Origin of the sequence: Pseudoalteromonas sp. L1, assembly GCF_021728095.1 — a bacterium.
In the GTDB taxonomy this organism is placed as follows: Bacteria; Pseudomonadota; Gammaproteobacteria; order Enterobacterales; family Alteromonadaceae; genus Pseudoalteromonas.
The window spans coordinates 288,600-313,659 of record NZ_JAKKCT010000005.1 but is presented as its reverse complement, the minus strand read 5'-3'; the positions used below and the strand labels follow the sequence as shown (position 1 = coordinate 313,659).

General features: G+C 42.3%; 26 protein-coding genes and 3 tRNA genes. 21 read left to right on the top strand and 8 right to left on the bottom strand.

Features of this window, described 5'->3' with window-relative positions; genetic code table 11:
• Positions 1-9: 9 nt before the first annotated feature.
• The 6 genes from thiC to L3V38_RS16560 all read left to right on the top strand — a co-directional run bounded on the left by thiC (position 10) and on the right by L3V38_RS16560 (position 6,321).
• Complete coding sequence (gene thiC / locus L3V38_RS16585) at positions 10-1,962, top strand: phosphomethylpyrimidine synthase ThiC (protein WP_237120054.1); 1,953 nt, start codon at positions 10-12, stop codon at positions 1,960-1,962.
• 68 nt (positions 1,963-2,030) lie between these two features.
• Entirely contained in the window at positions 2,031-3,035 is a 1,005-nt protein-coding gene (locus L3V38_RS16580; RefSeq protein WP_237120053.1) for an FAD-dependent oxidoreductase, read from the top strand.
• An 8-nt stretch (positions 3,036-3,043) separates the two neighbouring features.
• Positions 3,044-3,241, top strand: a complete 198-nt coding sequence (gene thiS / locus L3V38_RS16575) for a sulfur carrier protein ThiS (RefSeq protein WP_054554133.1) — start codon at positions 3,044-3,046, stop codon at positions 3,239-3,241.
• Between the two features lies 1 nt (position 3,242).
• On the top strand, positions 3,243-4,025 hold the full coding sequence (locus L3V38_RS16570) for a thiazole synthase (RefSeq protein WP_237120052.1): 783 nt from the start codon (positions 3,243-3,245) through the stop codon (positions 4,023-4,025).
• A gap of 15 nt (positions 4,026-4,040) precedes the next feature.
• Positions 4,041-5,564, top strand: a complete 1,524-nt coding sequence (gene thiE, locus L3V38_RS16565) for a thiamine phosphate synthase (RefSeq protein ID WP_237120051.1) — start codon at positions 4,041-4,043, stop codon at positions 5,562-5,564.
• A gap of 1 nt (position 5,565) precedes the next feature.
• Positions 5,566-6,321: a HesA/MoeB/ThiF family protein gene (locus L3V38_RS16560; RefSeq protein WP_237120050.1), complete on the top strand. Its 756-nt coding sequence runs from the start codon at positions 5,566-5,568 to the stop codon at positions 6,319-6,321.
• Positions 6,322-6,394: 73 nt separating this feature from the next.
• On the opposite strand, the gene asd is transcribed toward L3V38_RS16560, so the two are convergent.
• On the bottom strand, positions 6,395-7,261 hold the full coding sequence (gene asd, locus L3V38_RS16555) for an archaetidylserine decarboxylase (protein WP_237120049.1): 867 nt from the start codon (positions 7,259-7,261) through the stop codon (positions 6,395-6,397).
• An 18-nt stretch (positions 7,262-7,279) separates the two neighbouring features.
• Positions 7,280-8,338 (bottom strand): small ribosomal subunit biogenesis GTPase RsgA, encoded by a 1,059-nt coding sequence (rsgA, locus tag L3V38_RS16550; protein WP_237120048.1) that lies wholly within the window; start codon positions 8,336-8,338, stop codon positions 7,280-7,282.
• A 123-nt stretch (positions 8,339-8,461) separates the two neighbouring features.
• Between rsgA and orn the strand changes: the two genes are divergently transcribed.
• From orn to L3V38_RS16530, 4 genes are all read left to right on the top strand, one after another.
• Positions 8,462-9,007, top strand: a complete 546-nt coding sequence (gene orn, locus L3V38_RS16545; RefSeq protein ID WP_054554138.1) for an oligoribonuclease — start codon at positions 8,462-8,464, stop codon at positions 9,005-9,007.
• A 106-nt stretch (positions 9,008-9,113) separates the two neighbouring features.
• A tRNA-Gly gene (locus L3V38_RS16540) sits at positions 9,114-9,189 on the top strand.
• 168 nt (positions 9,190-9,357) lie between these two features.
• Positions 9,358-9,433: transfer RNA gene (locus L3V38_RS16535), tRNA-Gly, on the top strand.
• 80 nt (positions 9,434-9,513) lie between these two features.
• Positions 9,514-9,589, top strand: a tRNA-Gly gene (locus L3V38_RS16530).
• 77 nt (positions 9,590-9,666) lie between these two features.
• On the opposite strand, the gene L3V38_RS16525 is transcribed toward L3V38_RS16530, so the two are convergent.
• The 3 genes from L3V38_RS16525 to L3V38_RS16515 form a co-directional block, all read right to left on the bottom strand.
• Positions 9,667-10,092 (bottom strand): secondary thiamine-phosphate synthase enzyme YjbQ, encoded by a 426-nt coding sequence (locus tag L3V38_RS16525; protein ID WP_063702752.1) that lies wholly within the window; start codon positions 10,090-10,092, stop codon positions 9,667-9,669.
• Positions 10,089-10,556 (bottom strand): chemotaxis protein CheX, encoded by a 468-nt coding sequence (locus tag L3V38_RS16520; protein ID WP_130149306.1) that lies wholly within the window; start codon positions 10,554-10,556, stop codon positions 10,089-10,091. The genes L3V38_RS16525 and L3V38_RS16520 overlap by 4 nt, the downstream gene beginning before the upstream one ends.
• 76 nt (positions 10,557-10,632) lie before the next feature.
• Entirely contained in the window at positions 10,633-11,067 is a 435-nt protein-coding gene (locus L3V38_RS16515) for a transcriptional repressor (RefSeq protein ID WP_062568536.1), read from the bottom strand.
• A 95-nt stretch (positions 11,068-11,162) separates the two neighbouring features.
• Between L3V38_RS16515 and L3V38_RS16510 the strand changes: the two genes are divergently transcribed.
• The 9 genes from L3V38_RS16510 (at position 11,163) to L3V38_RS16470 (ending at position 17,393) form a co-directional block, all read left to right on the top strand.
• Positions 11,163-11,783 carry a MarC family protein gene (locus L3V38_RS16510; protein ID WP_130149307.1) on the top strand — a complete coding sequence of 207 codons (621 nt, stop codon included), beginning with the start codon at positions 11,163-11,165 and terminating at the stop codon, positions 11,781-11,783.
• Between the two features lie 98 nt (positions 11,784-11,881).
• Positions 11,882-12,361, top strand: a complete 480-nt coding sequence (locus L3V38_RS16505; RefSeq protein WP_237120047.1) for a hypothetical protein — start codon at positions 11,882-11,884, stop codon at positions 12,359-12,361.
• Between the two features lie 236 nt (positions 12,362-12,597).
• Positions 12,598-13,575: a tRNA dihydrouridine(20/20a) synthase DusA gene (gene dusA / locus L3V38_RS16500; protein ID WP_237120046.1), complete on the top strand. Its 978-nt coding sequence runs from the start codon at positions 12,598-12,600 to the stop codon at positions 13,573-13,575.
• Between the two features lie 236 nt (positions 13,576-13,811).
• Complete coding sequence (locus tag L3V38_RS16495; RefSeq protein ID WP_130149352.1) at positions 13,812-14,486, top strand: PspA/IM30 family protein; 675 nt, start codon at positions 13,812-13,814, stop codon at positions 14,484-14,486.
• A gap of 10 nt (positions 14,487-14,496) precedes the next feature.
• Positions 14,497-14,703, top strand: a complete 207-nt coding sequence (locus tag L3V38_RS16490; protein WP_130149353.1) for a PspC domain-containing protein — start codon at positions 14,497-14,499, stop codon at positions 14,701-14,703.
• Positions 14,704-14,712: 9 nt separating this feature from the next.
• Positions 14,713-15,039: a hypothetical protein gene (locus tag L3V38_RS16485; RefSeq protein WP_130149354.1), complete on the top strand. Its 327-nt coding sequence runs from the start codon at positions 14,713-14,715 to the stop codon at positions 15,037-15,039.
• An 80-nt stretch (positions 15,040-15,119) separates the two neighbouring features.
• Positions 15,120-15,626 (top strand): copper chaperone PCu(A)C, encoded by a 507-nt coding sequence (locus L3V38_RS16480; protein WP_130149355.1) that lies wholly within the window; start codon positions 15,120-15,122, stop codon positions 15,624-15,626.
• A gap of 8 nt (positions 15,627-15,634) precedes the next feature.
• Entirely contained in the window at positions 15,635-16,621 is a 987-nt protein-coding gene (locus tag L3V38_RS16475; protein WP_130149356.1) for a DUF2333 family protein, read from the top strand.
• Between the two features lie 4 nt (positions 16,622-16,625).
• The gene (locus L3V38_RS16470) at positions 16,626-17,393 is read left to right on the top strand and encodes a TIGR04219 family outer membrane beta-barrel protein (protein WP_130149630.1); all 768 of its coding nucleotides are present in this window, start codon (positions 16,626-16,628) and stop codon (positions 17,391-17,393) included.
• Between the two features lie 30 nt (positions 17,394-17,423).
• On the opposite strand, the gene L3V38_RS16465 is transcribed toward L3V38_RS16470, so the two are convergent.
• Positions 17,424-18,311, bottom strand: a complete 888-nt coding sequence (locus L3V38_RS16465) for a TIGR03899 family protein (RefSeq protein ID WP_237120045.1) — start codon at positions 18,309-18,311, stop codon at positions 17,424-17,426.
• Positions 18,280-18,786, bottom strand: a complete 507-nt coding sequence (locus tag L3V38_RS16460) for an SRPBCC family protein (RefSeq protein WP_130149358.1) — start codon at positions 18,784-18,786, stop codon at positions 18,280-18,282. Before L3V38_RS16460 ends, L3V38_RS16465 begins: the two co-directional genes overlap by 32 nt.
• Before the next feature lie 256 nt (positions 18,787-19,042).
• Between L3V38_RS16460 and L3V38_RS16455 the strand changes: the two genes are divergently transcribed.
• Positions 19,043-21,238, top strand: a complete 2,196-nt coding sequence (locus L3V38_RS16455) for an EAL domain-containing protein (RefSeq protein WP_130149359.1) — start codon at positions 19,043-19,045, stop codon at positions 21,236-21,238.
• A gap of 122 nt (positions 21,239-21,360) precedes the next feature.
• A complete protein-coding gene (locus L3V38_RS16450) occupies positions 21,361-23,538 on the top strand; it encodes a YgiQ family radical SAM protein (RefSeq protein WP_237120044.1) in 2,178 nt (725 codons plus the stop codon).
• A gap of 40 nt (positions 23,539-23,578) precedes the next feature.
• On the opposite strand, the gene mgtE is transcribed toward L3V38_RS16450, so the two are convergent.
• The gene (mgtE, locus tag L3V38_RS16445) at positions 23,579-24,937 is read right to left on the bottom strand and encodes a magnesium transporter (RefSeq protein WP_237120043.1); all 1,359 of its coding nucleotides are present in this window, start codon (positions 24,935-24,937) and stop codon (positions 23,579-23,581) included.
• Between the last annotated feature and the right edge of the window lie 123 nt (positions 24,938-25,060).

The window sequence follows — 25,060 nt, the reverse complement described above, 5'->3', positions numbered from 1 at the left end:
AGGTAAGTCATGTCAAACACAACAACTAAACCGTCTCGCCGCGAAACTCGTGCGGCTGCATCTGATTATATTTACAACTTAACCGGTCAACCTTTTCCTAACTCACATAAAGTCTATGTTGAAGGCACACAAGATAACGTACGTGTGGGAATGCGCGAAATTACCCTCAGCGATACCTTTGTTGGTGGTACTGAAGAGAACCCCGTATTTGAGCCCAATGCACCAATTCGTGTTTATGATACATCAGGCCCTTACACTGATCCTGATTTTCAACTTGATGTACGTAAAGGTCTTGAAAAATATCGTGAAAAGTGGATTGAAAAGCGTGGTGACACTGAAATTTTAGATTCAGTTACGTCGCAATTTTCGCAGCAGCGTATGGCAGATGAAGGGTTAGATCATATCCGCTTTGAACATCTACCAAAGATCCGCCGTGCAAAAGCGGGTAAAAACGTTACCCAAATGCATTATGCGCGACAAGGCATTGTGACGCCTGAAATGGAATATGTGGCGATCCGCGAAAACATGGGGCGCGCTAAAATTCGTGAAGAGTTACTCGCTGCCCAGCACAAAGGCGAATCGTTTGGTGCCAGTATTCCTGATTTTATTACCCCTGAATTTGTGCGTGATGAAATTGCCCGTGGCCGCGCCGTGCTGCCTAACAACATCAATCACCCAGAAACTGAGCCGATGATTATTGGCCGAAACTTCTTAGTTAAAGTGAACGCGAATATTGGTAACTCGTCGGTGACTTCATCAATCGAAGAAGAAGTAGAAAAAATGGTGTGGTCGACTCGTTGGGGGGCTGACACGGTAATGGACTTATCAACGGGTCGTTATATTCACGAAACTCGTGAGTGGGTGGTACGTAATTCACCAGTGCCAATTGGTACTGTACCAATTTACCAAGCGCTTGAAAAAGTAAACGGTGTGGCTGAAGACCTAACGTGGGAGATTTTCCGCGATACCTTGATTGAACAAGCAGAACAGGGTGTTGATTACTTTACTATTCACGCAGGAGTGTTGCTGCGTTACGTGCCGATGACGGCAAAGCGTGTGACTGGTATTGTTTCGCGTGGTGGTTCAATCATGGCGAAATGGTGTTTAGCGCATCATAAAGAAAACTTTTTATATACTCACTTTGAAGATATTTGTGAAATTTTAAAACAGTATGATGTGTGTTTCTCATTAGGGGATGGCTTGCGCCCAGGCTCTATTGCAGATGCCAATGACGAAGCCCAATTCAGTGAATTACGTACTTTAGGTGAGCTGACAAAACTTGCTTGGAAACATGATGTACAAGTGTTTATCGAAGGCCCAGGCCATGTGCCAATGCATATGATCAAAGAGAACATGGAGGAGCAGCTAAAACACTGTGAAGAAGCACCATTTTACACCCTTGGCCCATTAACCACGGACATCGCCCCTGGGTATGACCATTTCACATCAGGCATTGGCGCTGCGCAAATTGCGTGGTACGGCTGTGCCATGCTTTGTTATGTAACCCCTAAAGAACATTTAGGCTTGCCAAACAAAGAAGACGTTAAAGAAGGTTTAATCACCTACAAAATTGCTGCCCATGCCGCCGATTTGGCAAAAGGCCACCCAGGTGCGCAAGAGCGTGATAACGCACTATCAAAAGCGCGCTTCGAGTTCCGTTGGCACGACCAATTTAACATCGGTTTAGACCCTGAACGCGCCCGCGAATATCACGACGAAACACTGCCGCAAGAATCAGGCAAGATAGCTCATTTTTGCTCTATGTGTGGTCCTAAATTCTGCTCAATGAAGATCACCCAAGAGGTACGTGATTACGCTAAAGATCTTGAACAAAGAGGTATTGATTTTAATACCTTGGGTGAAGGCATTGAAATCAAAATGGTTGATGTCGAAGCCGAGATGAAAGCGAAATCAGATGAGTTCAAAAAAACAGGCTCTGAGATTTACCACAAAGCAATTTAGGCTAGTTGTAGGCGCGATTTTATATCGCGCTATTTGCTTAAATCTTATCGTTTAAGGCTGAGGTTAATATGTCTTACAACATTGCAGTGATTGGTTTTGGCTTAACGGGGCGCTTAGCGGCATTGGCGTTAAGTAAGCAGCATCAAGTTACGGTGTTTGAACAAGATGATGAACATGCTAGCAACAGTGCCGGCAGCGTTGCCGCAGCGATGTTGGCACCCTTTGCGGAATCAGTCCTGTGTGAACAGGATTTAGCCCTACAAGGGCTTAATAGCATCACTCGTTGGCAGCAAATTTTAAGTGAGCTTGATGACGCTGTGTATTTTCAACAAACAGGCAGTTTAGTGGTTGCTCATCAGCAAGATAAGGGCGATTTACAAAGTTTTGTGAGCCGCTTAAAACCGCTTGAAAGCTATCAGGCACAGGCATTGGTTGGTACTCAAATCGCTGACCTTGAGCCAGAACTTGCTGGGCGGTTCCATCAAGGTGTGTATTTACCTTGTGAAGGGCAACTCGATAATCAGGCATTTTATAGCGCGAGTTTTAAAAAGCTTACCTCGCAAGGAGTGCAATTTAACTTTGGCTGTAAAGTTGAATTGAACGCCCACCAAGTGAATGGTCAAAGCTTTGATTATGTATTTGATTGCCGCGGTTTAGGTGCTAAACAATCTGAGCCTTTACTTCGCGGAGTAAGAGGGGAAGTAGCACGTTTATATGCACCAGAGGTGAACCTAACCAGACCGATACGACTGATGCATCCGCGTTACCCAATTTATATTGCTCCTAAGCCAAACCATCAATTTGTGATTGGTGCGACTGAAATTGAATCGCAAGACCGAGGTAAAGTCACAGTGCGCTCAGCGCTGGAGCTATTGTCTGCTGCTTACACGGTGCATAGCGGCTTTGCTGAAGGGCGTATCGAGAGCTTGCAATCAGGGCTTCGTCCAGCGTTTGCAGACAACCGTCCGAAAGTCACAAAGCAAGGTCGAGTGATCAGTATTAATGGCTTGTACCGTCATGGCTATTTACTCGCGCCTCAGGTGGTTGATGACGCAGTGAGCTTAATTGCTTAAGGATAAAAATGAATATTTTAATTAATGGTCAGTCAGTGACAGTGAACGACAATACATCGCTCACTCAGGCGTTGAGCCAGTTTGGCGCAAGACCTCCATTTGCCGTTGCCGTTAATGGTGACTTTGTACCGCGCAGCCAATGCGATGCTAAACCCCTCAACGAAGGCGACAGCATTGAGCTATTGTCGCCAATTCAAGGAGGCTAAGATGGATAGTTTTTCGGTTTATGGTGAGCAATTTACGAGTCGTTTACTGATTGGCTCAGCACTGTACCCTTCGCCAAGTGTTATGACAGAGTCGATAGTGGCCTCACAGGCTGAAATTGTCACCGTTTCATTGAGACGTCAGCAAAGCGCTGCTGCGGGTGATGATTTTTGGCAATTGATAAAAAACACCGGGCTAAAGGTGCTGCCAAATACGGCGGGTTGCCATAGCGTGAAAGAAGCAGTGACCTTGGCACAAATGTGCCGCGAAGTGTTTGCCACTGATTGGATCAAGTTAGAGTTGATTGGTGATGAATATAATTTACAGCCCGATCCAATCGCACTGCTCGAAGCCACTAAAATTTTATTGGCCGATGGCTTTAAAGTTTTACCTTATTGCACTGATGATTTAGTGCTGTGTCAGCGCCTCGCTGATTTAGGCTGCGAAGTACTAATGCCTTGGGGCGCACCGATTGGCACGGGTAAAGGCTTGCTGAATCCTTACAATCTAAAAATGATCCGTGAGCGCTTGCCAAACCATACGTTAATTGTTGATGCGGGCTTAGGTTTACCATCTCATGCCTGCCAAGCGCTTGAATTAGGGTATGATGCCGTATTATTAAATTCGGCAATTGCGGGTGCAGGTTGCCCAGTGACGATGAGTAAAGCGTTTAAGAGTGCTGTAGAGGCGGGTCGATATAGCTATGTGGCTAAAGCGATGCCAGAAAAAGACGTCGCAAGCCCGTCAACGCCGACGCTCGGAATGCCATTTTGGCATCAAGAATAAAATGTGAGGAATAACATGAATCAGGTTGTATGGACCATAGCTGGCTCAGATTCGGGCGGCGGTGCAGGAATTCAAGCCGATATCAAAGCAATGCAAAGTTTTAACGTACATGGCTGTACGGTTATTACTGCTTTAACGGCACAAAATAGTTTAGGTGTAGAAGCGCTGAACCCGATATCAACAGAAGTGATTGAGTCGCAACTATTAGCCTTAGCCAGTGATATGCCTGCCAGCGTGATTAAAATTGGCATGCTTGCCAATGTGCAGCAAATACAGCTTATTAGTGAGCATTTAAAACATTACAAAGCAACTTGGGCAGAGCCGCCTTTGGTTGTTTATGATCCGGTTGCCATTGCCTCAAGTGGTGATTTATTAACAGAAGAAGATACTGTTAGTGCTATCAAAGAGTGTTTATTGCCATTAGTCGATGTTGTAACACCGAACACCCACGAAACGCAGTTATTAACTGGTGTTTACCTGATTGGTCCAAGCGCAGTGAAAGAAGCCGCCGAGAAGTTAACAGGCTATGGTGCAAAAGCGGTGATCATCAAAGGGGGTCATTGGGATTACCCAAGTGGCTACTGCATTGATTACTGCGTGCAAGGTGAGCAGGCATATTGGCTTGGCAACGAAAAAATTCAAACTCCGCATAGTCATGGTACTGGATGCAGTATGGCTTCTGTGATTGCTGCGTGTTTAGCCAAACAGTATCCACTCAAAGATGCCTTTATTTTAGCGAAAGCCTATATAAACCAAGGATTAAAAGCAGCCGTTCGTTATGGTGAAGGGATTGGCCCCGTTGCACACACTTGCTTTCCAACAAATCTAGCTGATTACCCACAAGTCATCGAAGCGGGAAGTTGGCTAGGTGATGAGCTCGACTTTGATTGCCCGGTTGATTTTACCATGGCAGCAGGTTTTGCCGAGTGTAACTCTAAACAGCTTGGACTATATGCCGTTGTTGATACGGTTGATTGGTTAGAGAAGTGTTTAGCCGAAGGGGTTAAAACAGTTCAATTAAGAATGAAAAATGCAGACGATTCAGTACTTGATGAGTCGATTGCAAGTGCGGTTATGCTGGGGCAGAAGTATGATGCGCAGGTATATATTAATGATTATTGGCAACTGGCGATCAAACACGGTGCTTATGGTGTGCATTTAGGGCAAGAAGACTTACAAAACGCTAATTTAATTGCCATAAAAGAGGCGGGGTTACGCTTAGGTGTGTCGACTCATGGCTTTTATGAGATGCTGCGTGCACATAATTACAGACCAAGTTATATGGCGTTTGGTGCTATTTATCCAACCACCACCAAAGATATGACGGGGCAAATTCAAGGCTTAGAAAAGCTCGAAAAATTTGTGCCGTTGATGGCTGATTACCCAACGGTCGCGATTGGTGGAATTGATATATCTCGTGCTGAGCAAGTTGCGAGCACAGGTGTTGGCAGTGTTGCCGTAGTGCGTGCGATTACCGAAGCCGAAGACTACCAAGCAGCCATTGCCAAGTTAAAACTGCTGGTCGAAGGTCAGTCTTAATATGAGCGCGTTAAGCGACAAAGAGCAAATTCGTTATAGCCGCCACTTGCTATTAAAAGAGGTGGGGCTTGCGGGTCAGCAAAAGTTAAAGTCTGCACATATTGTGGTTGTCGGGGCGGGTGGGCTTGGCTCACCAGCATTGTTTTATTTAGCGGCGGCGGGTATCGGAACGCTCACTTTAATAGACGACGATAAAGTTGAGCTTTCAAACTTACAGCGACAAATACTCTATAAAGTAAACCATTTAGGGCAGTCAAAAGCACAGGCGGCTGCCAAGGTGTTAAGCAGTTTAAATAATCAAATTACGGTTAAACCTCTATGTCAAAAGCTTGATGAAAGTAACTGTGCTGAGCTTCTTGAAGGTGCTGATATTATCCTTGATTGCAGTGATAACTTTGCTACTCGCTATTTGGTTAATCGCTATTGTTTAGCTAAATCTATCCCACTTGTATCAGCTGCTGCTATTGCAACGCAGGGGCAGGTGATGAGTTTTGATTTTCGTGATGAACAGAGCCCTTGTTATGGCTGTGTATTCCCGCAAACGGAGCAGCAAACAGCACTTAATTGTGACAATGTTGGGGTATTGAGCCCGTTACTGGGTGTTATGGGAAGCATGCAAAGTTTATTGGCTATCAATATATTGCTTGGCCACAAAACGGGCAGCGAGTTTATTCAATTTGATGGGCTAACACTAATGCAGCAGCGCTTTAATATTCAAAAAGATAGTGAATGCTCAGAGTGTAATCGTGGGGTATAGGCGCGGTTTATTGTGAATTTAAGCAAACCACTTTTGCTAAAGTGGTTTGCTTAATTGTGCTTAATTGAACTTATTAATCGTTAATTTTCGCAAATGGTGTGCCCATGCGCGTCACTGTTTCTGGGTGTTGATCTGATAAGAACTCAGCTTGATTTGCACCCCAGGCTAAAATAACGGTAGAGCCTAATTTAAAGCGACCCATTTCTTCACCTTTCTTCAGAGTAATCGCGTTGTCACCTGTGGTTGGGTAATTCCAACTAAATACATCTTTACCTGCTGGTGGCGTGACTGTGCCCGCCCAAATAGTCTCGATGCTAGCAACAATTGTCGCACCTACAAGTACCATGGCTAACGGGCCAATTTCGGTCTCAAAGATAGCCACAACACGCTCGTTACGAGCAAATAGGTTAGGTACATTTTGCGCTGTTAACGGGTTGACCGAAAATAAATCACCCGGTACGTAGATCATTTTGCTCAGCGTACCATCAACAGGCATGTGAATACGGTGATAATCTTTAGGCGCTAAATAAATAGTGGCAAATTTACCGCCTAAAAACGGCGCTGTGTCTTCTTCTTTGCCACCTAGGAGTGCTTGTAAGCTGTAGTCATGGCCTTTTGCTTGGATGATTTGACCGTCTACTACATCGCCTAATTGGCTAATTGCACCATCAACTGGGTGAGCAATAATGTCGCTTTCTTCAGAAAGTGGACGAATACCTTCTTTTAATGGGCGAGTGAAAAACTCATTAAAAGTTTTGTAATGAGCTGGATCTGGGTATTTAGCCTCACTCATATCAATTTTGTATTGTTTGATAAACAATTTAATTAAGGCCGTTGTTAAGCCACCCGCTTTTGCTGCTGCTAACTTGCCAACCATGCGCGAAATGAAATGTTTTGGCATGGCATATTGCATAGCAATTTTGAATTTATCTAAACTCACTTGTTATTTCCTAAATAGTTATACGCGAGGAGCGCGTGCACCAGCACGGCCGTCGGCCATAGTTTCTAAAATTCGGTGGTAACTGTCAAAGCGAAGTTCTGAAATTTCACCATCATCAACAGCTTGGCGAATTATACAGCCAGGATCGTTTAAATGCTTACAATCGCGAAAACGACAGCCACCAATAAAATCACGGAACTCTTTAAAGCACCACGTAACGCGCTCAACATCTAAATGCCATAAGCCAAACTCACGAATCCCCGGTGAGTCGATTAGGTTCCCCCCACTTGGTAAATGGTGTAATCGCGACACGGTTGTTGTGTGTTGACCAAGGCCGCTGTTCTCTGAGACTTCTTGGGTTAAGATGTCAGCATCAGGCAGTACAGTGTTCACTAAGGTTGATTTACCCACACCACTTTGACCAACAAAAATGCTGTTTTTATCGACCAGTTTTTGTTTAAGCTCATCAATGCCTTGACTCGTTTTATTACTGACTAATAGTACTTGATAACCTAGCTCACGATAGATATCGAGAATTTTATCAATAAAAGCAAGGCCTTCATCGTCAATTAAATCTATTTTGTTAAGCACTAAAATAGGCTCAATACCCATGTCTTCACAGGCAACTAAATAGCGGTCGATAATGTTTGGCGTAAACTCAGGCAACACTGCCGAGACCATTAAAATTTGGTCGATATTGGCAGCGACGACTTTCACGCCGTCATAAAAATCAGGGCGCGTTAATTGTGAGCGACGTTCATGGGTTGCTTCAATAACGCCAGCTAAGTCGCCTTCGCTAACTTTTGCACGGCGAAAAATAACTTCATCACCACATACAAGGCTCGATACTGTTCTGCGTATATTACAGCGCAGCACTTCGCCTGATTCGGTTTCGATGTCAGCATGTTGACCAAATCGGCTGATCACAACCGCATTTTCGGCAGGGCCTAAATTGTCATTTTGCCATTGCACAGTTGCCCCTTTCTGTTGCTTTTTGTCTGCATTAGAGAGGCGTTTTTGATGATTGGCCTTAATTCGACGCGATTGGCCTTTACTTAATTTCTTTTGTTTTGCCACTTTTGGCCTATAACTTGAGTAAATGTCGGGCTTTTTGAAAAAAAAAGCTTTAGGTCGACTGATGATACTAATATGATATATCTAAATGCGTTGGATCTAAAGGAAAGCACCGCTAAGGTAACTATGTCTTTTCATAAATCAAATCTTATCTGGCTCGATCTGGAAATGACTGGCCTCGAACCAGCAACAGATAAAATACTCGAAATTGCCACTGTTGTCACCGACAGTGATTTAAACATCTTGGCTGAAGGCCCTGTTATTGCTATTCATCAAAGCGATGAACTGCTTGATGGCATGGACGAGTGGTGTACGACTCAGCACGGTCAATCTGGTTTAACAGCTCGTTGTAAAGCAAGCACATTCACTGAACAAGATGCTATTGATCAAACATTGGCATTTCTAAAGCAATGGGTACCAGCGGGTGCTTCACCTATGTGTGGTAATTCTATCGGCCAAGACCGCCGTTTTATGAATAAGTACATGCCTGAATTGGAAGACTACTTTCACTACCGTAACCTTGATGTGAGTACAGTTAAAGAACTTGCGCGTCGCTGGAAACCTGACGTATTAGCACAAGTGAACAAAAAAGGTTCACATCTAGCTCTCGACGATATCAAAGATTCGATCATGGAATTAAAGGTTTACCAAGAAAAATTCTTTAATTTGTAAAAAACATTTGCAAACACATCGGATTATTGTAGAATCCTGCCCCGCTTAAGACGTTAACCCCCGCGGGGTTAGTGTGTCTTTAGCTAAACTTTTATAGTTGAAATTTGCGGCACTAGCTCAGTTGGTAGAGCGCAACCTTGCCAAGGTTGAGGTCACGAGTTCGAGCCTCGTGTGCCGCTCCAATTTCTCACCAAAAGGAATTGGCTTAAGTTTCAAGGGGAAAGTAACTAACTTGAAGCTTGTAACTTAAAACTAGTAATTTATTGTGCGGCACTAGCTCAGTTGCCAGAACGTTTTACCGCAACCTTCAAGGTTGTGCGCCAACGGACAAATTACTGACTACTTATAAAGCGGCACTAGCTCAGTTGGTAGAGCGCAACCTTGCCAAGGTTGAGGTCACGAGTTCGAGCCTCGTGTGCCGCTCCAATTTCTCACCAAAAGAAATTGATATAAGTTTCAAGGGGAAAGTAACTAACCTGAAGCTTGTAACTAGAAACTTTTTTGATGCGGCACTAGCTCAGTTGGTAGAGCGCAACCTTGCCAAGGTTGAGGTCACGAGTTCGAGCCTCGTGTGCCGCTCCAATCTCTAAAAAATTCCAAAAACACTTTCTTAAATAATTTAGTTAATGCCAAGTTTAGTTTATAGCTTACAGTTAGTTTTAGATCTGGCCTTGAATCGTCGCGACAATACGTCTAGCGCCACCATGATCACGGTGTTCACCTAAATAGATGCCTTGCCATGTGCCAAGCATTAAGCGGCCTTGGTTAATAGGTATGGTGAGTTCAGCACCTAATGTACTGCTTTTTATGTGGGCTGGCATGTCGTCATCACCTTCATAATCATGACGATAATAACTTTGTCGTTCTGGTACAAAGTGATTGAAGTGACTTTCCATATCCATTCGCACAGTGGGATCGGCATTTTCGTTAATTGTTAAGCTTGCAGAGGTGTGCTGGATGAACAGGTGTAATAAACCGACTTTGTATTGCGTTATTTCTGGAAGTTGACGAAGTAGCTCGTCATCAATGATGTGAAAGCCTCGCGAGCGAGGCTTCAATTGAATGGTTTTTTGCTGCCAGCTCATAGTTTATCAAAGCTAACTTCAATATTGGCGTTACCATCAGCGGACGTGAATGGGATCAATACCTTGGCGCCTTCACATTTATGGGCGATTGTATGCCCTTTACCAGACACAACAATCGGCGTTGCCATATCAAACTCATAGCCTTTTTCGCCGAGTAAGTTTTTAGCACCGCCTGTTACCATGTTGGTAATTTCACCTACCATGTCGGTTACTTCTTCATTGACTGAGTCTGGTCGCTCACCCAGCATTCTTTCCATAATAGTTAATGCTAAGCTTTCATCAAAGGTAATTGATAGTGAGCCTTTTGTTTGAGGCCCTACCATACCAATCAAACCTGATACATCGCCACGGGCTAATTCATCTTTTTTTAAACTAGGTTTACCCGGTTTTAATTCTGTTTGAGCCATGGTGCTCAATACATTTAATAATGATGATAAAAAAGGGTTGATGAACTCTACATTCATTGTTTATTTTCCCTCAGATTACGCAGTTAAACTGCCTTTCTAACTATAAGTGTAGTGGCTGTATGTGACAGCGCACTTAATCTTTGCAATTTTCACATTTACCGTGTGCTTCGATAGTTTGTCCTGAGACAATAAACCCACTCTCTGCCGCTAGATTATTTAGTTCGTGTGAAATAACGGTTGAGTGTAACTCTTTAACATAGCCACAACTGTCACATATCAGTAACTGTACAGGGTGAATGTGATCAAAATGGTGGCACAACATAAATGAGTTTGTGCTTTCAATTTTGTGAATAAAGCCAAGTTCTGACAAGAAATCCAGAGCACGATAAATAGTGGCAGGTTTTGCGCCTGACTCAGTTAATTTAAGTTGTTCTAATAAATCATAAGCACCAACGCCACCCTGAGCACTTGCTAGCAGGCGGAATACTTTTTCACGGATAGGTGTGAAACGTGCCCCACGATTGTCGCAGACTTGTTTTGCTTTACTGACGAGTGATTCTATATTCATCTTCTCTTATCCTTACGCTACCGTGATATACTAACATACTGTATTGTAGTTGCAGTGTTTTTATTCGCTAACACGTTTTATAGGGAGTTTTCTTAATGAATGAATTGCTTGCCGCATTCATTTTCTTTTTTGCTGTTATTGATCCTATCGGTACAGTGCCTGTTTTTATTGCTGTTACACGCTGGGATGACGCCAAATTTAAGCGCAAAGTTGCTTTAAAAGCAGTTGGTGTTTCGGCACTGGTTCTATTATTTTTTGTTGTCGCGGGCGAGTTACTTTTAAATGCGATAAATATTCCGCTTTCGGCGTTTCAGATTGCCGGAGGTATTGTTTTATTACTTTTTGCTTTGTCGATGATATTCGGTGAAAGTAAACCAGAAACTGAAATCAAAAGCGTACGAGATAGCACCGAAACGGCTATTTTCCCATTAGCCATTCCTTCTATTGCGAGCCCTGGAGCCATGCTTGGTGCGGTGCTAATGACTCGAAATACAGAATACACTTGGTATGAGCAGCTTATAACGTCATCAATCATGCTTTTTGTATTAGTAATCGTGCTGGTTTTATTACTGCTTGCCACACATGTTCATAAGTTAATTGGCGACAGTGGGGCAAGTATTATTAGCCGAGTAATGGGGTTAATTTTATCTTCTGTGGCGGTAACTAATATTTTAGGTGGTATTGCTCATTACTTTGGTTTAGCTGTGCCAACATAGTTTAAATTTAAAGTGCATTTTCAGTGATTTAAATTTTGAATTATTGCCTTCTTTTATCTAACTTAAAGGAAGGCAATATAAAATTTAAGGAACAAAGAATGCTAATTAAAAATGTTGTTTTATCCATTTTTCTGATCTTTAGCTTGGGCGCTTGCATGGAGCCAACCTATGATAGTGGTAAGCTAAAAGTGATTGAAGTAACTGATCACGATTTCAAAATTAATGGGGAGAGCGCTGTTACAGTAATTGTTGGCCACGCTAATGTGGCTGAATACAGCTTTTCTATTCGCAAAAGTGATCTTCAAAAGGGCACGCTTTTGCAGTCTGTCTCCGATAGCAACCCAAATGTACGTGCTGATGGTACTTTCTTTAGCGAGTATTACGTACAGTCAAAAGATCATGATACACATGCATCCATTGAAATTGTAGAAATAGACCCTGCTCAGAAAATTGCTCGCATTGCAGTAGGAGCTAAATTAGTTAATCTGAAAAATGAGGATTATAAAGAACTTGAAATCACTGTTTTGGAGCTTACGGGCCAAAACCTTGAACACCTTCTTAGTAAAGTAAAAATGTAGCCTTTACATTTTATCTTATTCTTCAAAGAAGTGAGATTGCAGTACACTTCTTCGCCTCTTTTCATCATCTGATCTTCGATTAAGCCATGCCGCGAGCCAGCTTCGGTGGTATAATGGTCGCAATTTTTCATTTCGGTGCATACCTAAAGGGTATGTGTCATCGCTATATTAAGCGTTAATCGTATTAGGTAATTTAAGTTGCAAGTAAATGCATTGATCTTTAAAGGGGCCATGTTATGAGCACAACGACATTAAACCGCCGTTTTTCCGTGGCACCCATGTTAGATTGGACTGATCGTCACTGTCGAACCTTTCACCGCAAAATGACTAAGCATGCTGTGCTTTACACTGAGATGGTGACAACCGGCGCTATTTTATTTGGTAAAGGTGACTACTTACACTTTAATGAGCATGAAGGGCCTGTGGCATTGCAACTTGGTGGCTCAGATCCTGAAGCGTTGGCTAAATGTGCAAAATTAGCGGCAGAGCGAGGCTACCATGAAGTAAATTTAAATGTGGGATGTCCGTCTGATCGCGTGCAAAATGGTCGCTTTGGTGCTTGTTTAATGGCTGAGCCGAAGCTTGTTGCTGATTGCGTTGCAGCAATGAAGGCCGAGGTGACGATTCCTGTTACGGTTAAAACACGCATTGGTATTGATGAGCAAGACTCGTATGAGTTTTTGTGTGCCTTAATAGAAGCAAGTCATGATGTGGGGTGTGATGACTTTATTATTCATGCGCGTAAAGCATGGTTAAATGGCCTAAGCCCCAAAGAAAACCGTGAGATCCCACCTCTTGATTACCCGCGCGTTTACCAGTTGAAAAAAGATTACTCGCAGCTGCACTTAAGCTTAAATGGTGGCGTGAAAACCATCGCTGATAGCATAGCTCACCTTGATTATGTTGACGGTATTATGATTGGCCGTGAAGCGTATAGTAATCCGTTTATTTTATCTGAAGTGGATGAAAAAATTTATGGTGATGAAGCCTTTACGCTGAGTCGTCATCAGGTTGTGCGCGCTATGTATGACTATATTGAAGATGAAATGAGCAAAGGTGCTAATTTTTGGCATATTGCTCGCCATATGTTGGGAATTTTTCAAGGCCAACCTGGTGCGCGTGGTTTTAGACGTCATTTGTCTGAGAACGGGCATGGTAAAACGGCTAACTTAACTGTTATGGATAAAGCCTTAAGTTTTGTCCCAGAAGCCTAATCATATACCTCGTTAAAAAAGCCACATTTTGTGGCTTTTTTTGATCCTAAAATTTGGTGAAAAAGTTAATTTTTTAGTCAAATTAGTTATTTCTCATTCAGTCACTAGTCAGTCAAAATCTAAATTCTATTAACTCAACTTATTGTATCTAAATAACAAAATTAATTTATTTGTTAGTTGGCACAAGAATTGGAATCTCCTAGCTGTATTAACCCAATTATCAACAGGAGAGTCACATGGGTGTATTAAATCGCGTAAATGACATTATTCAGGCAAACCTTTCTGCAGCACTCGATAAAGCGGAAGACCCTGAAAAGTTACTTAATCTACTCGTGCAAGAAATGCAGGATGCACTGACTGAATGCCGTGCAACCGCTGCGACATTTTTAACGCAAGAAAAGCAAATGAAGCGTGAAATTGCAGCGAAACAAGCGAAAGTAGCTGACTGGCAAGCGAAAGCAGAAAAAGCGTTGAGTAAAGATCGTGACGATCTTGCCAAAGCAGCATTAGTTGAAAAGCAGCGTTTAACGACAGAAATCGAAGCGCAACAAGCTGAAATGGATAAAGTGGCAGAGTCACTATCTAAATTAACTGATGATTGTCAGCGTTTACAAAACAAGCTTGCAGATGCAAAAGCCAAACAGCTGACTTACATGCAAAAAGAGCGCGTTGTTACAGCACGCTTAAAAGTAAAAGAGCAGTTGCATAGCAGTAAAGTTGAAGATGCATTAGCACGTTTTGACTACTTAGAGCAGCGTGTTGAAAACATTGAATCGCAAGTTGAAGCATATGAACTTACACAAGGTGATGCCGCAAATTCAACAGCAGCACAAATCGCTGCCTTAGAGAAAGATGAAGCAATCGATAAAGAGCTTGCTGACTTGAAAGCAACGATGAAGCAGTCAGCTTAGGAGGTTAATAATGAACACTTATCATACATCATCACGTTGGTATCGTGATCTAAGTAACAAAAAGATCTCGGGTGTGTGTAGCGGACTCGCTGCGCGTTTAGGGTTTCCTGTATGGTCTACGCGATTGGTGATGATCATACTACTGATTAATATGCCGCTGTTAATAGGCGTGGGTTATTTAATTGCTCACTGTTCTTTACCAGTAAAAGGTTACTAGGAGTAGAACATGAAAACGTTAGCTATCATCGTCTTAGCAATGCTATTGTTGTGTACCGATGCAGTGTCATTCGTATCGTTTGACTCATGGCAGTTGCCGTTATCAATTGCAGATATGAGCTGGGCAGGGCTTGAAGTCATCGGTGCGATAGTGGCAGTGATTGTCGTTGTTGCTGGTGTTGCATTATTCACTATTGGCTTACTTGGCGCAGGTGTTGTTGCTCTGATTGGTGTTGTGCTTGCGTTTCTATTTGGCTCAGTGATGGTTGCATGGCCATTGTTGTTAATCGCCGCATTATGCTGGCTGATTGCTGATAACAAAAAATCGGCGGCTTAGCGCCTTAATAAACTGCCTTAATAAACAAAGTATGCTAAATTTAGCGGGTAAGTTGATGTCTTAACAAGGATTAAAGCACGATGAAGCTGTTACCCGCACTCTCTTTTCTTACTGCAAGTTTGCTTTATAGCACTTTTTCATTTGCTCATAGTGGTCATGACCATAATGATAGCGCTGAAATTTCAGTCAGTAATGCACAAGTCCGTGAGTTTTTACCCGCGAGCAAAGCCAGTGTTGCTTATATGACTATCACAAACCCTAGCAATCATGCAGCTGTTTTAACGAAGGCTGAACTAGATGGTTTAGGGCGCGTTGAAATTCATCAGCATACACATGTGGATGGTATGATGAAAATGGAGCAGGTTTTGTCATTAAAGATTGATGCCCACAGCAGTGTTGAGTTTAAACCAGGGGGTTATCATTTGATGGTGTTTGAGCCAGAAGATAAGCTAAAAGCAGGGCAAGAACGAAAACTCACGCTATATTTTAATGATGGAAATCGAGTTTTTACTCAAGCTAAAGTTGTGTCTTTACAAACAATGTCAGAAGAAAAACCGCAAAAAAGTAAAGAGCACTCACATCACTAGGAGATAATATGTCTGAACACAAAGGAAAAATAGCCAGTGCGTTGCTTATAATCTTAATTGTTTTTTATGCAATTGCCGTTTATTGGAGCAGTGAGCCTGCTCGTATGGATGTGGTAAGCAAGGCGAAGCAAGAAGCACAAATGCGCGGCGATAAATTTGTGACGGGCTATACCACGACAAGCACACTGATCAACGTTGCTGATACGCTGTTAAATAAACCGGGTGGTTATCTATCTAATGATATTATGCCACCTAGTGTAATGATGGATAATATGCCTGCGTGGGAATATGGCGCGCTTGAGATGACGCGAGACTTAGTATTGTCGATGCGAAAAGACTTTAGCCGTTCACAATCCCAATCAACAGAACATGCAGCACTTAAAAAGGCACAACCACAATTTAATATTAGCTCTGAGGCGTGGGCATGGCCAAGTGCAGAAGCAGAGTATCAAAAAGGTATCAATTACCTCATTGTTTACCGAAGCCAAATTGCCGACCAAAATGACAGAGACAGTCAATTTTATGCTCGTGCAGATAACTTGCGTAGCTGGCTAAAAGAGGCTGAGAAGCGCCTTGGTAGCTTAAGCCAACGATTAAGTGCTAGTGTCGGTCAAGATCGTTTAAACACGGATTTAGCCGGCGATACAGCGGCTCATCAAGCAACGTACACCCCATTGCAAAATCAAGTGAAAACATCTTGGTGGCAAATTGATGATGTATTTTATGAGTCGCGAGGTGCAACATGGGCATTACTGCACTTTTTACAAGCGGTGGAGTATGATTTTGCCGATGTATTAGAAAAGAAAAATGCTCGAGTGAGCCTGCAGCAAATTATTCGTGAATTAGAAGCTACACAAGAAACTGTGTGGAGCCCGATGATTCTTAATGGCAGTGGGTTTGGCTTTGTAGCAAACCATTCACTGGTGATGGCAAATTATATTTCGCGAGCCAATGCGGCTCTAATTGAACTTAGCGAACTTTTAGCGCAAGGATAAAATGATGAAAAAGTACTGTTTAGCGGCCGCGCTGTCGATGGCCTGTTTAGCACCTACAGCACAAGCTGATACTTTATTGGGCCTGTACTTGGGTGTTGATGGCTGGCGGTCAGATAATAGTGGTAGTTTTGCTCAAAACGACAACTTACAAAACTTTAATTATGATGATGAGACATTCATTAGTTATTACGCGGCATTAGAGCATCCGGTGCCTTTAGTTCCTAACTTTAAATTTAAGTACACTGAGCTTGAGCTAAATGGCTCAACAACCTTAGATGATACATTTAGTTTTGGTGATGCTGATTATGTTGTTGGTACGCAAGTAGGCACGGTGAGTGATTTATCTCATATCGATTATATTCTTTATTACGAGATTTTTGATAATGATCTCGTTTCGATTGATTTAGGCTTAAACGCTAAGCAATTTGATGGTGATATCGTTGTCACTGGTACGTCACAAAATGGTGGCCCTGCATCAACAGAACGTGTTGATTTTTCTGGCTTCGTTCCTTTAGTTTACGGTCGTGCGGAAGTGGGTTTGCCACTGACAGGTCTGAGCGTTTTCTTTGAAGGAAGTATGCTTGCGATTGATGATAGCAAAGTACAAGACTACCAAGTGGGTATCGCGTATGCGTTACTTGATAATCTTGCGGTTGATTTAGACGTTAAAGCCGGTTACCGCTCAATGACCTTAGAACTTGATGATGTTGATGATATTTATACAGATATTGATGCATCAGGCCCATTTGCGGGTATTCAAGTACACTTCTAAACACTTTACTTAGTAAAAGTAGCTGGCAGGTTATTTGTTTACTTGCCAGCTAGTTTCGAATTCCTCTTCCAACGATGTAGATACTATTTGTTTGTAGGCCTTGTTAACAGGTGAGGCAATAAGCTTTCTTAGCTCATCCCCCGTTTGTGTAAATTTATAATAGCTCAGTACTAAGTCATTACTTTTTGCTTTTAGGGTTAAGCGCTGATGCATAAAGCTTAAATTAAATTCCTGTCCGGCTTTTAAAACAGCCGATTCGATCTCTTTTCGGTATAACAGGTTAATATCCATCAGTGTCAAAATATCAGGAAAACTGACAGGTGTTTTACCTAAGTTTAATGACACCTTGTTACCTTTACGTAGTAAATCAAACAAGGAAGGCTTTTTATAAAAGCCCAACAAAATAAGGTTACTGTTATCTTTTTCATTAAAACCACATAGCGATGTGCAGCGCTGAAGTGCGTCAGCTTCACGCTGAGTCATATGCTTGAGTGTTTGCAGGCTTTTTATTGAAAAAGTGCCAGGCGAAACAGTTTCACCTGCCAATATCTTAGCCCAGAGCTTTTGCATTGAAGTATTGGCCGTATCTTCGCATAAACTTATGAAACGCTCTATCCAATCCGAGTCAGGTTGATGGCGTCCTGTTACATCAGGGCAAAAGCCCATTGCCATAGCCATGATTGTTTCTATATTTTCTTGGCGTTTAATAAATTGAATCTCTTGACGAGTGTGAGCTCGCTCTAATAAGCCCACATCAGCCTTTATTTTGTAGGGAAGTTGTTGTTGGCCTTGTGAAGAATAGCTATCACTGTCTGCGTTATTAATTTTTGCAGAAGGAGATTTATGAATAGAATACCCTAGTTGGTTTTCTATAATATTTGCAAGATTAACTCTTGCTTGTGCCGTTTTGACTGTCATCGGTGGCATTGGCCTTGTCGGTAGTGGTTAATTGCGCATGTGTTTTTATATTATTAAGCGCAAGTTTTACTGTGTTGTTAAGTATGTATTGGCTTAAAAGGGCAAGGTAGCCACCTATAATTGGGGTATTTACCTCACCATGAAGCGTACATATGACTTCAACATCACTGCCTTGATTTAAGTAACGAATAGAACCTCGAGCAATGTGTTCTTGATTAAATAAAAGGTTAAAGCTCATTCCTTCGTCGTTCATTTGTGTAATTGTCATTTCACCCGCTCCCCAACGGCTATCCCAAAATTGGTGGGCACCGACACCTTGACTTGGCTCAGCAAGTGTAAACTGAATACTCGGATCGACTGCTTCCCAAGGTTGCCACTGTGGCCACTGGTTCAAGTCCGTAACGAGCGAGGCAATATCATCACGCTTCGCGGTGACTGTTATTGCTTTATTTACGGTATATTGCTGTGAAAGCATCAGCCCAACCACTAAAGTTATAAGGGCACATATAAACAGTGTTTTTATACACAGAACGAATAGTTTAATAATCTCACCTCAGGTAATAATTTTATAGCTTTCATAACATTATACGTATCATAGACTATAATCTACACAATATAAGTTATCAGCAATGTATCATAGTCAAATTAAGTGGTAGAATTTTCCATCAAGGCTGTAAAATGGGACGGAGTCATCGTTGCAGTTTTTGGATGAGTAGTCTAAGGAATTATTAATGGCATCAGAGAGTAACGACTTTTTATTTAGTGATCAGGATGATGAGCAGCCGCTAGAGGAGTCTGTTTCGGATTTTTGGGATGTATTAATTGTTGATGATGATCCTGAGATACACTCTGTGACTAAACTTGCTCTTTCTGGTGTAGAGTTTTGGGATAAAACGTTACGCTTTCACCATGCCTACTCAGGGGCCGAAGCGCTCACTGTCCTTAAAGAAAATTTATCTATTTCTGTTGTATTACTTGATGTTGTAATGGAGTCTGATGATGCAGGCTTGCAGGTTGTTAAACAAGTTCGCGAATGCCTAAATAACCATAACGTACGTATTATTTTACGTACAGGGCAACCAGGTTATGCCCCAGAAGAAAAAGTAATTCGTGAGTATGATATTAATGATTATAAGACGAAAACAGAATTAACACGTAGTAAGCTAATTACATCACTGGTTACTGCTATTCGCTCGTATGAGCAAGTTTGTCAGCTTGAGTTTCAAAGTCGTGCGCTGAACAACATTCTTTATGCTTCAAAAGCTATTTTAGGGTTTACTGATATTAAAGCATTTACGATGGCTGTGATTAAACAGTTATCGTTTATTTTAGATTGTGAGCCGAAAGGGGTCGTGTGTGGCTCCTTAGAAGATGATAATCAAATATGTGTGTTAGGGGGCTGTGCAGAATATAACAGTTTTATTGGACAAGGTATTGAGCAACTTGATGATGGTCGCATTATTTTACAAGTTAAAAATTGCCTAGAGCAGTCACAGCACCAACATACAGATATTGATAGCACCTACTTACTGAAAAGTAAAAACCGTCAAGCTGCAATCTATTTGGAAACAGAGCATATTCCAAGCCCGTCACAACTTCAGTTTGCTGAAATATTCCTCACCAACGTAAGTGTGGGATTAGATAATGTTCGTTTATTTAATCGTCTGCGTGATGCTGCCTATAAAGATATCTTAACGGGCCTGCCTAACCGTAATGATTTTATGAACAAAATTGAACGCTTCTACCAGCCAAATAAAAATGATTACGTATTTTTATTAATAGATGTTGCGCATTTTTCAGATATAAACAATGGCTTAGGTCAAGAAATTGGCAACCTGTTGTTAATGGCCATCGTTGAAAGGCTTGAGCAAGAATACCCTAATGCAGAGCTAATATCGCGCATTGGTGCGGATGTATTTGGTTTGCTATTGCCAAAAGAGCAGTATGATCTTGAGCTACTTCGAGAGCATTTGAGTTTACCATTTAATGCAGGGGAACATATTTTACCTATTAATTTTAAAATAGGTTTATGTAACCAAAGTGATTTTCAGCAAGCAGGGATCGAGACTTTAAAATTAGGTTATATCGCGCTAAACCAAGCTAAAAAGCAGTCAATGGAAGCCGTGGTTACTTATACGCCTGATATGGAAGAAAAAATGGCGTGGCGATTAGGAATTATCAGACAGTTACGTCAAGACTTTGAGCAACGTAAGCTAGAAGTATGGTTTCAACCACAACTTGATTTAACGACCCTTGAGATTATTGGCTGTGAAGCATTGTTGCGTTGGCCCTCTGGAAATGGTCAATATATTTCTCCGGCTATTTTTGTGCCTATGGCAGAAGATGCTGGCTTAATTGTTGATATTGGCCAATGGGTACTAGAACAAGCATGTATGCAGCAAAAGCGACTAGAAGCTATGGGCATCGAAATTAGTATAGCGGTTAATGTGTCAGTGCCTCAGTTTAAAGTGAAAGGTTACGCACAGCAGGTAAAAAATACATTAAACCAATACCAGGTTAAGCCGCAATTTATAGAGTTAGAAGTAACAGAAAGCGTGGTTATGGACGAACTTGCTAGTGTTATTACCACCTTAAAAGAATTGAAAGAGTTTGGCATAGAGATTGCGATTGATGATTTTGGTACAGGGTTTTCATCACTCAGTTATTTACAACAACTCCCGTTAGATCGCTTAAAAATTGATAGGGCATTTGTTAAAGACTTACCAGATAAGGATAGTGAAGCAATTGCAGCATTAATTATTTCTTTAGGCGCAAGACTCGGCTTGAAAACCATCGCAGAAGGGGTGGAAACACAAGCTCAAGCTGATTATCTAGTAGAACTTGGCTGTGATGAAGTACAAGGCTTTATGTATGCTAAGCCTATGCCAGAAAAAGAGTTAATAACGTATTTGCAAGCCAAGCATTAAGTGGCTCTTTAAAAAATAAACTCACATGCTAACGCCCTTCAAATTGAAGGGCGTTTTGTTTTCTATAATAATGATTCATAGTGGGGTATAATTCGCCCCCTTTTGGTAGCAGAGTATATTTTATGAGCGCATTAAAAGCCGAGCGCGGCCTGTTTTCTTATCCTAAATATTGGGCCGAATGCTATGGCACAGCGCCATTTTTACCCACTACTCGCGCTGAGATGGATGCGTTGGGCTGGGATAGCTGTGACATTATTATCGTCAGTGGTGATGCGTATGTTGACCATCCTAGCTTTGGTATGGCGGTGATTGGTCGCATGCTTGAATCGCAGGGGTTTCGTGTTGGTATCATTGCCCAGCCTGATTGGAACTCTAAAGATGCTTTTATGGCGTTAGGTAAGCCTAACTTATTCTTTGGTGTAACCGCGGGTAACATGGACTCAATGATCAACCGTTATACCGCAGAAAAACGTATTCGTCATGATGATGCTTACACCCCAGGTAATGTTGGCGGTAAGCGTCCTGATCGCGCAGTGGTTGTATACAGTCAACGCTGCCGCGAGGCCTATAAAGATGTACCATTGATCATTGGTGGTATTGAGGCGAGTTTACGTCGAATTGCTCATTATGATTATTGGCAAGAAAAAGTACGCCGTAGTGTGTTGTTTGATGCCAAAGCGGATATTCTTATTTACGGTAATGCCGAGCGCCCACTAGTTGAGGTTGCTCACCGCATCGCTGGTGGCGAAGCCATAGAGACAATTCAAGATATCCGCGGTACTGCGGTTATTCGTAAAGAGCCTTTACCAGGCTGGCGTGGTAGTGATTCCACTGCCATCGATAAAATCGGTAAGATTGATCCCATTCCAAACCCGTACGGTGCCGATGATGTGGGTTGTAGTAAGTCTGAGTTTAAACAAGCGGGTATTGATTTAACCGCCGAGGCTGCTAAACCAATTACTATTCAGCCTGCGCGCCCCAAGCCTTGGGAAAAGACCTACGTTAAGCTACCAGCGTATGAGCAAGTGAGTGTGAATAAACCACTTTATGCCCATGCATCGCGTATTTTGCATCAAGAAACAAACCCTGGCTGTGCGCGTGCGTTATTTCAACGTCATGGCGATCGTTCTATTTGGGTCAATCCGCCTGCATTCCCACTTGAAACAGAAGAGATGGATGGGGTATTCGGTTTACCTTATCAGCGTATTCCACACCCAAGTTATGGTGATGAGAAAATCCCTGCCTACGAGATGATCAAAACCTCAGTAAATATTATGCGTGGCTGTTTCGGCGGGTGTTCATTCTGTTCGATTACTGAACATGAAGGGCGCATTATCCAAAGCCGTTCTGAGCAATCTATCATTGATGAAATTGAGCAAATTCGTGACAAAGTGCCAGGTTTTACAGGGGTTATTTCTGACTTAGGCGGGCCGACAGCGAATATGTATAAGTTACGCTGTAAGAGCAAAAAGGCAGAAAGCACGTGTCGTCGTTTATCCTGTGTATACCCTGATATTTGTAAGCATATGGACACTGATCACACGCCAACTATCGAACTTTATAAAAAGGCTCGTGATGTTAAAGGTGTGAAGAAGATTTTAATTGCCTCTGGCGTTCGTTATGACTTAGCAGTTGAAGATCCTCGTTATGTAAAAGAGTTAGTTACTCACCATGTTGGTGGTTACTTGAAAATAGCTCCAGAGCATACTGAAGATGGCCCACTCTCTAAAATGATGAAGCCGGGTATGGGTGCCTACGATAAGTTTAAAGAGTTATTTGATAAGTATTCGAAAGAAGCGGGTAAGAAGCAGTACTTGATCCCGTATTTTATTTCTGCTCATCCAGGCACCAAAGACGAAGATATGGTGAACATGGCGCTGTGGTTAAAGTCTCATGACTTTAAACTTGATCAAGTACAAAACTTTTATCCATCACCCATGGCAAATGCAACAACGATCTATCACACTGAGATGAACTCGCTGCGTAATATTAAAAACAATACTGAGCAAGTAGCTGTGCCAAAAGGTGCACGCCAGCGTCGTTTACACAAGGCTATATTGCGTTATCATGATCCAGCAGGTTGGCCAATGATCCGTGAAGCGCTAAAAAAAATGGGTAAGGCGAACCTAATTGGTAAAGGACCAAATTGCTTGGTGCCTGAAGAGGGCCGCAACGAGAAAGCAGCGAAAGGGAAGGGCGGTAAAGGCCGTGCAGCACTGACACGTCATACTGGTTTTAGCCAGTTTAAAAAGGCCAATACTAAACCTAGAGTGGGTAAAAATAAGCAGCGTGCAAAGTAAATATAAATACGGCCCTTAGAAGGGCCGTTTTTATATTAAATTAGATTAATAACCAGGTTGCGGTGCCTAAAAAGGCAAAAATACCCACAATATCGGTGACGGTGGTCAGCACGACACTGCCTGCAAGAGCAGGGTCAATTTTCATTTTCTTTAAGATTAAAGGAATGCTTGCACCAGCAATACCTGCAGCAACGAGATTCATAAACATCGCGAAGGCTAGCACCGCACCGAGCTTAAAGTCCCACTGCCAGAGCGCGACAACACCGGCGATTAATATCGACCAAATAACACCATTTAGCGCCCCAATCGCGAGCTCTTTGAGTAATAAAAAGCGTTGGTTAGTTTGATTAATATGGCCAACGGCTATACCACGAATAACTAAGGTAAGTGTTTGGCTACCAGCAACTCCTCCCATTGAAGGCACAATTCCATTAAGTACCGCCAGGATTGGTAAGATTGCTAAGGTGTTTTCAAAGAAGCTTGCAACGATGGCAGCTAACAATGCGGTTAATAGGTTAACCCCAAGCCAAATAGAGCGACGCTGCGAGCTTTTCAGAACGGGTGCAAAGGTGTCTTCTTCATCATCAAGACCCGCTAGGCTAAGCATGCTATGCTCTGCATCTTCACGAATGACGTCAACGATGTCATCGATGGTTATACGACCAAGCAAGTGGGCGTTATCATCCACAACAGGCGCGGAAATCCAGTTATGACGCTCGAATAGTTGAGCAACATCACTTTCGTCCATCGAAATGAGAATAGACTCACATTCTTCATCCATTAAGTCGCGAACAATTTTGTCTGGTGGGCTGGTTAAAAGTGTCGTTAATGACAAGGCGCCTAAAAAGCAGTTATGTTTATCAACCACGTACAGATCATCTGTACCTTCAGGTAGCTCACCACGTAGACGTAAATAACGCAGTACAACGTCTAATGTAACATCGGGGCGAATAGTGACAGTATCACTATTCATTAGTGCGCCTGCAGAGCGCTCCTGATAAGAAAGTGCTTGAGTCGCTCTTTCTCTATCTTGCGTATCCATAGCCCCGACAACATCTTGATAGACAGTATCAGGTAAGCTACGAAGTACTTCACCTAAGTCATCATCGTCCATGTCCTCAGTTGCGGCGGCAATATGCTCAGGTTCCATCTGGGCAATAATACCAAGACGTACATCTTCTGACAGCTCTTCAAGTACGTCACCACGTACATCCGGATCAACGAGTTGCCACAACATGCGGCGGATTTTATGAGGAGATGACTCAAGTAACAGTGCTGTATCGCAAGGTGCTGTTTTAGCTAGCATACCGCGCACTTGAACAAATTGACCACTATTAAGTGACTTGGTCACCTGTTTAAGTTGTTGTAGTGGGTAATCTTGTTCAAAGGCTTCTGGCATTGGCGTCCTTACAACTAAAAAAGTTAGCTCTGGCTAAATAAATACAGCATAGTTGCACAATAATAAATTTGCTGAGTTATCGTTTAAAGCAACCATTATATTAAGAATATTTGTTATATAAGA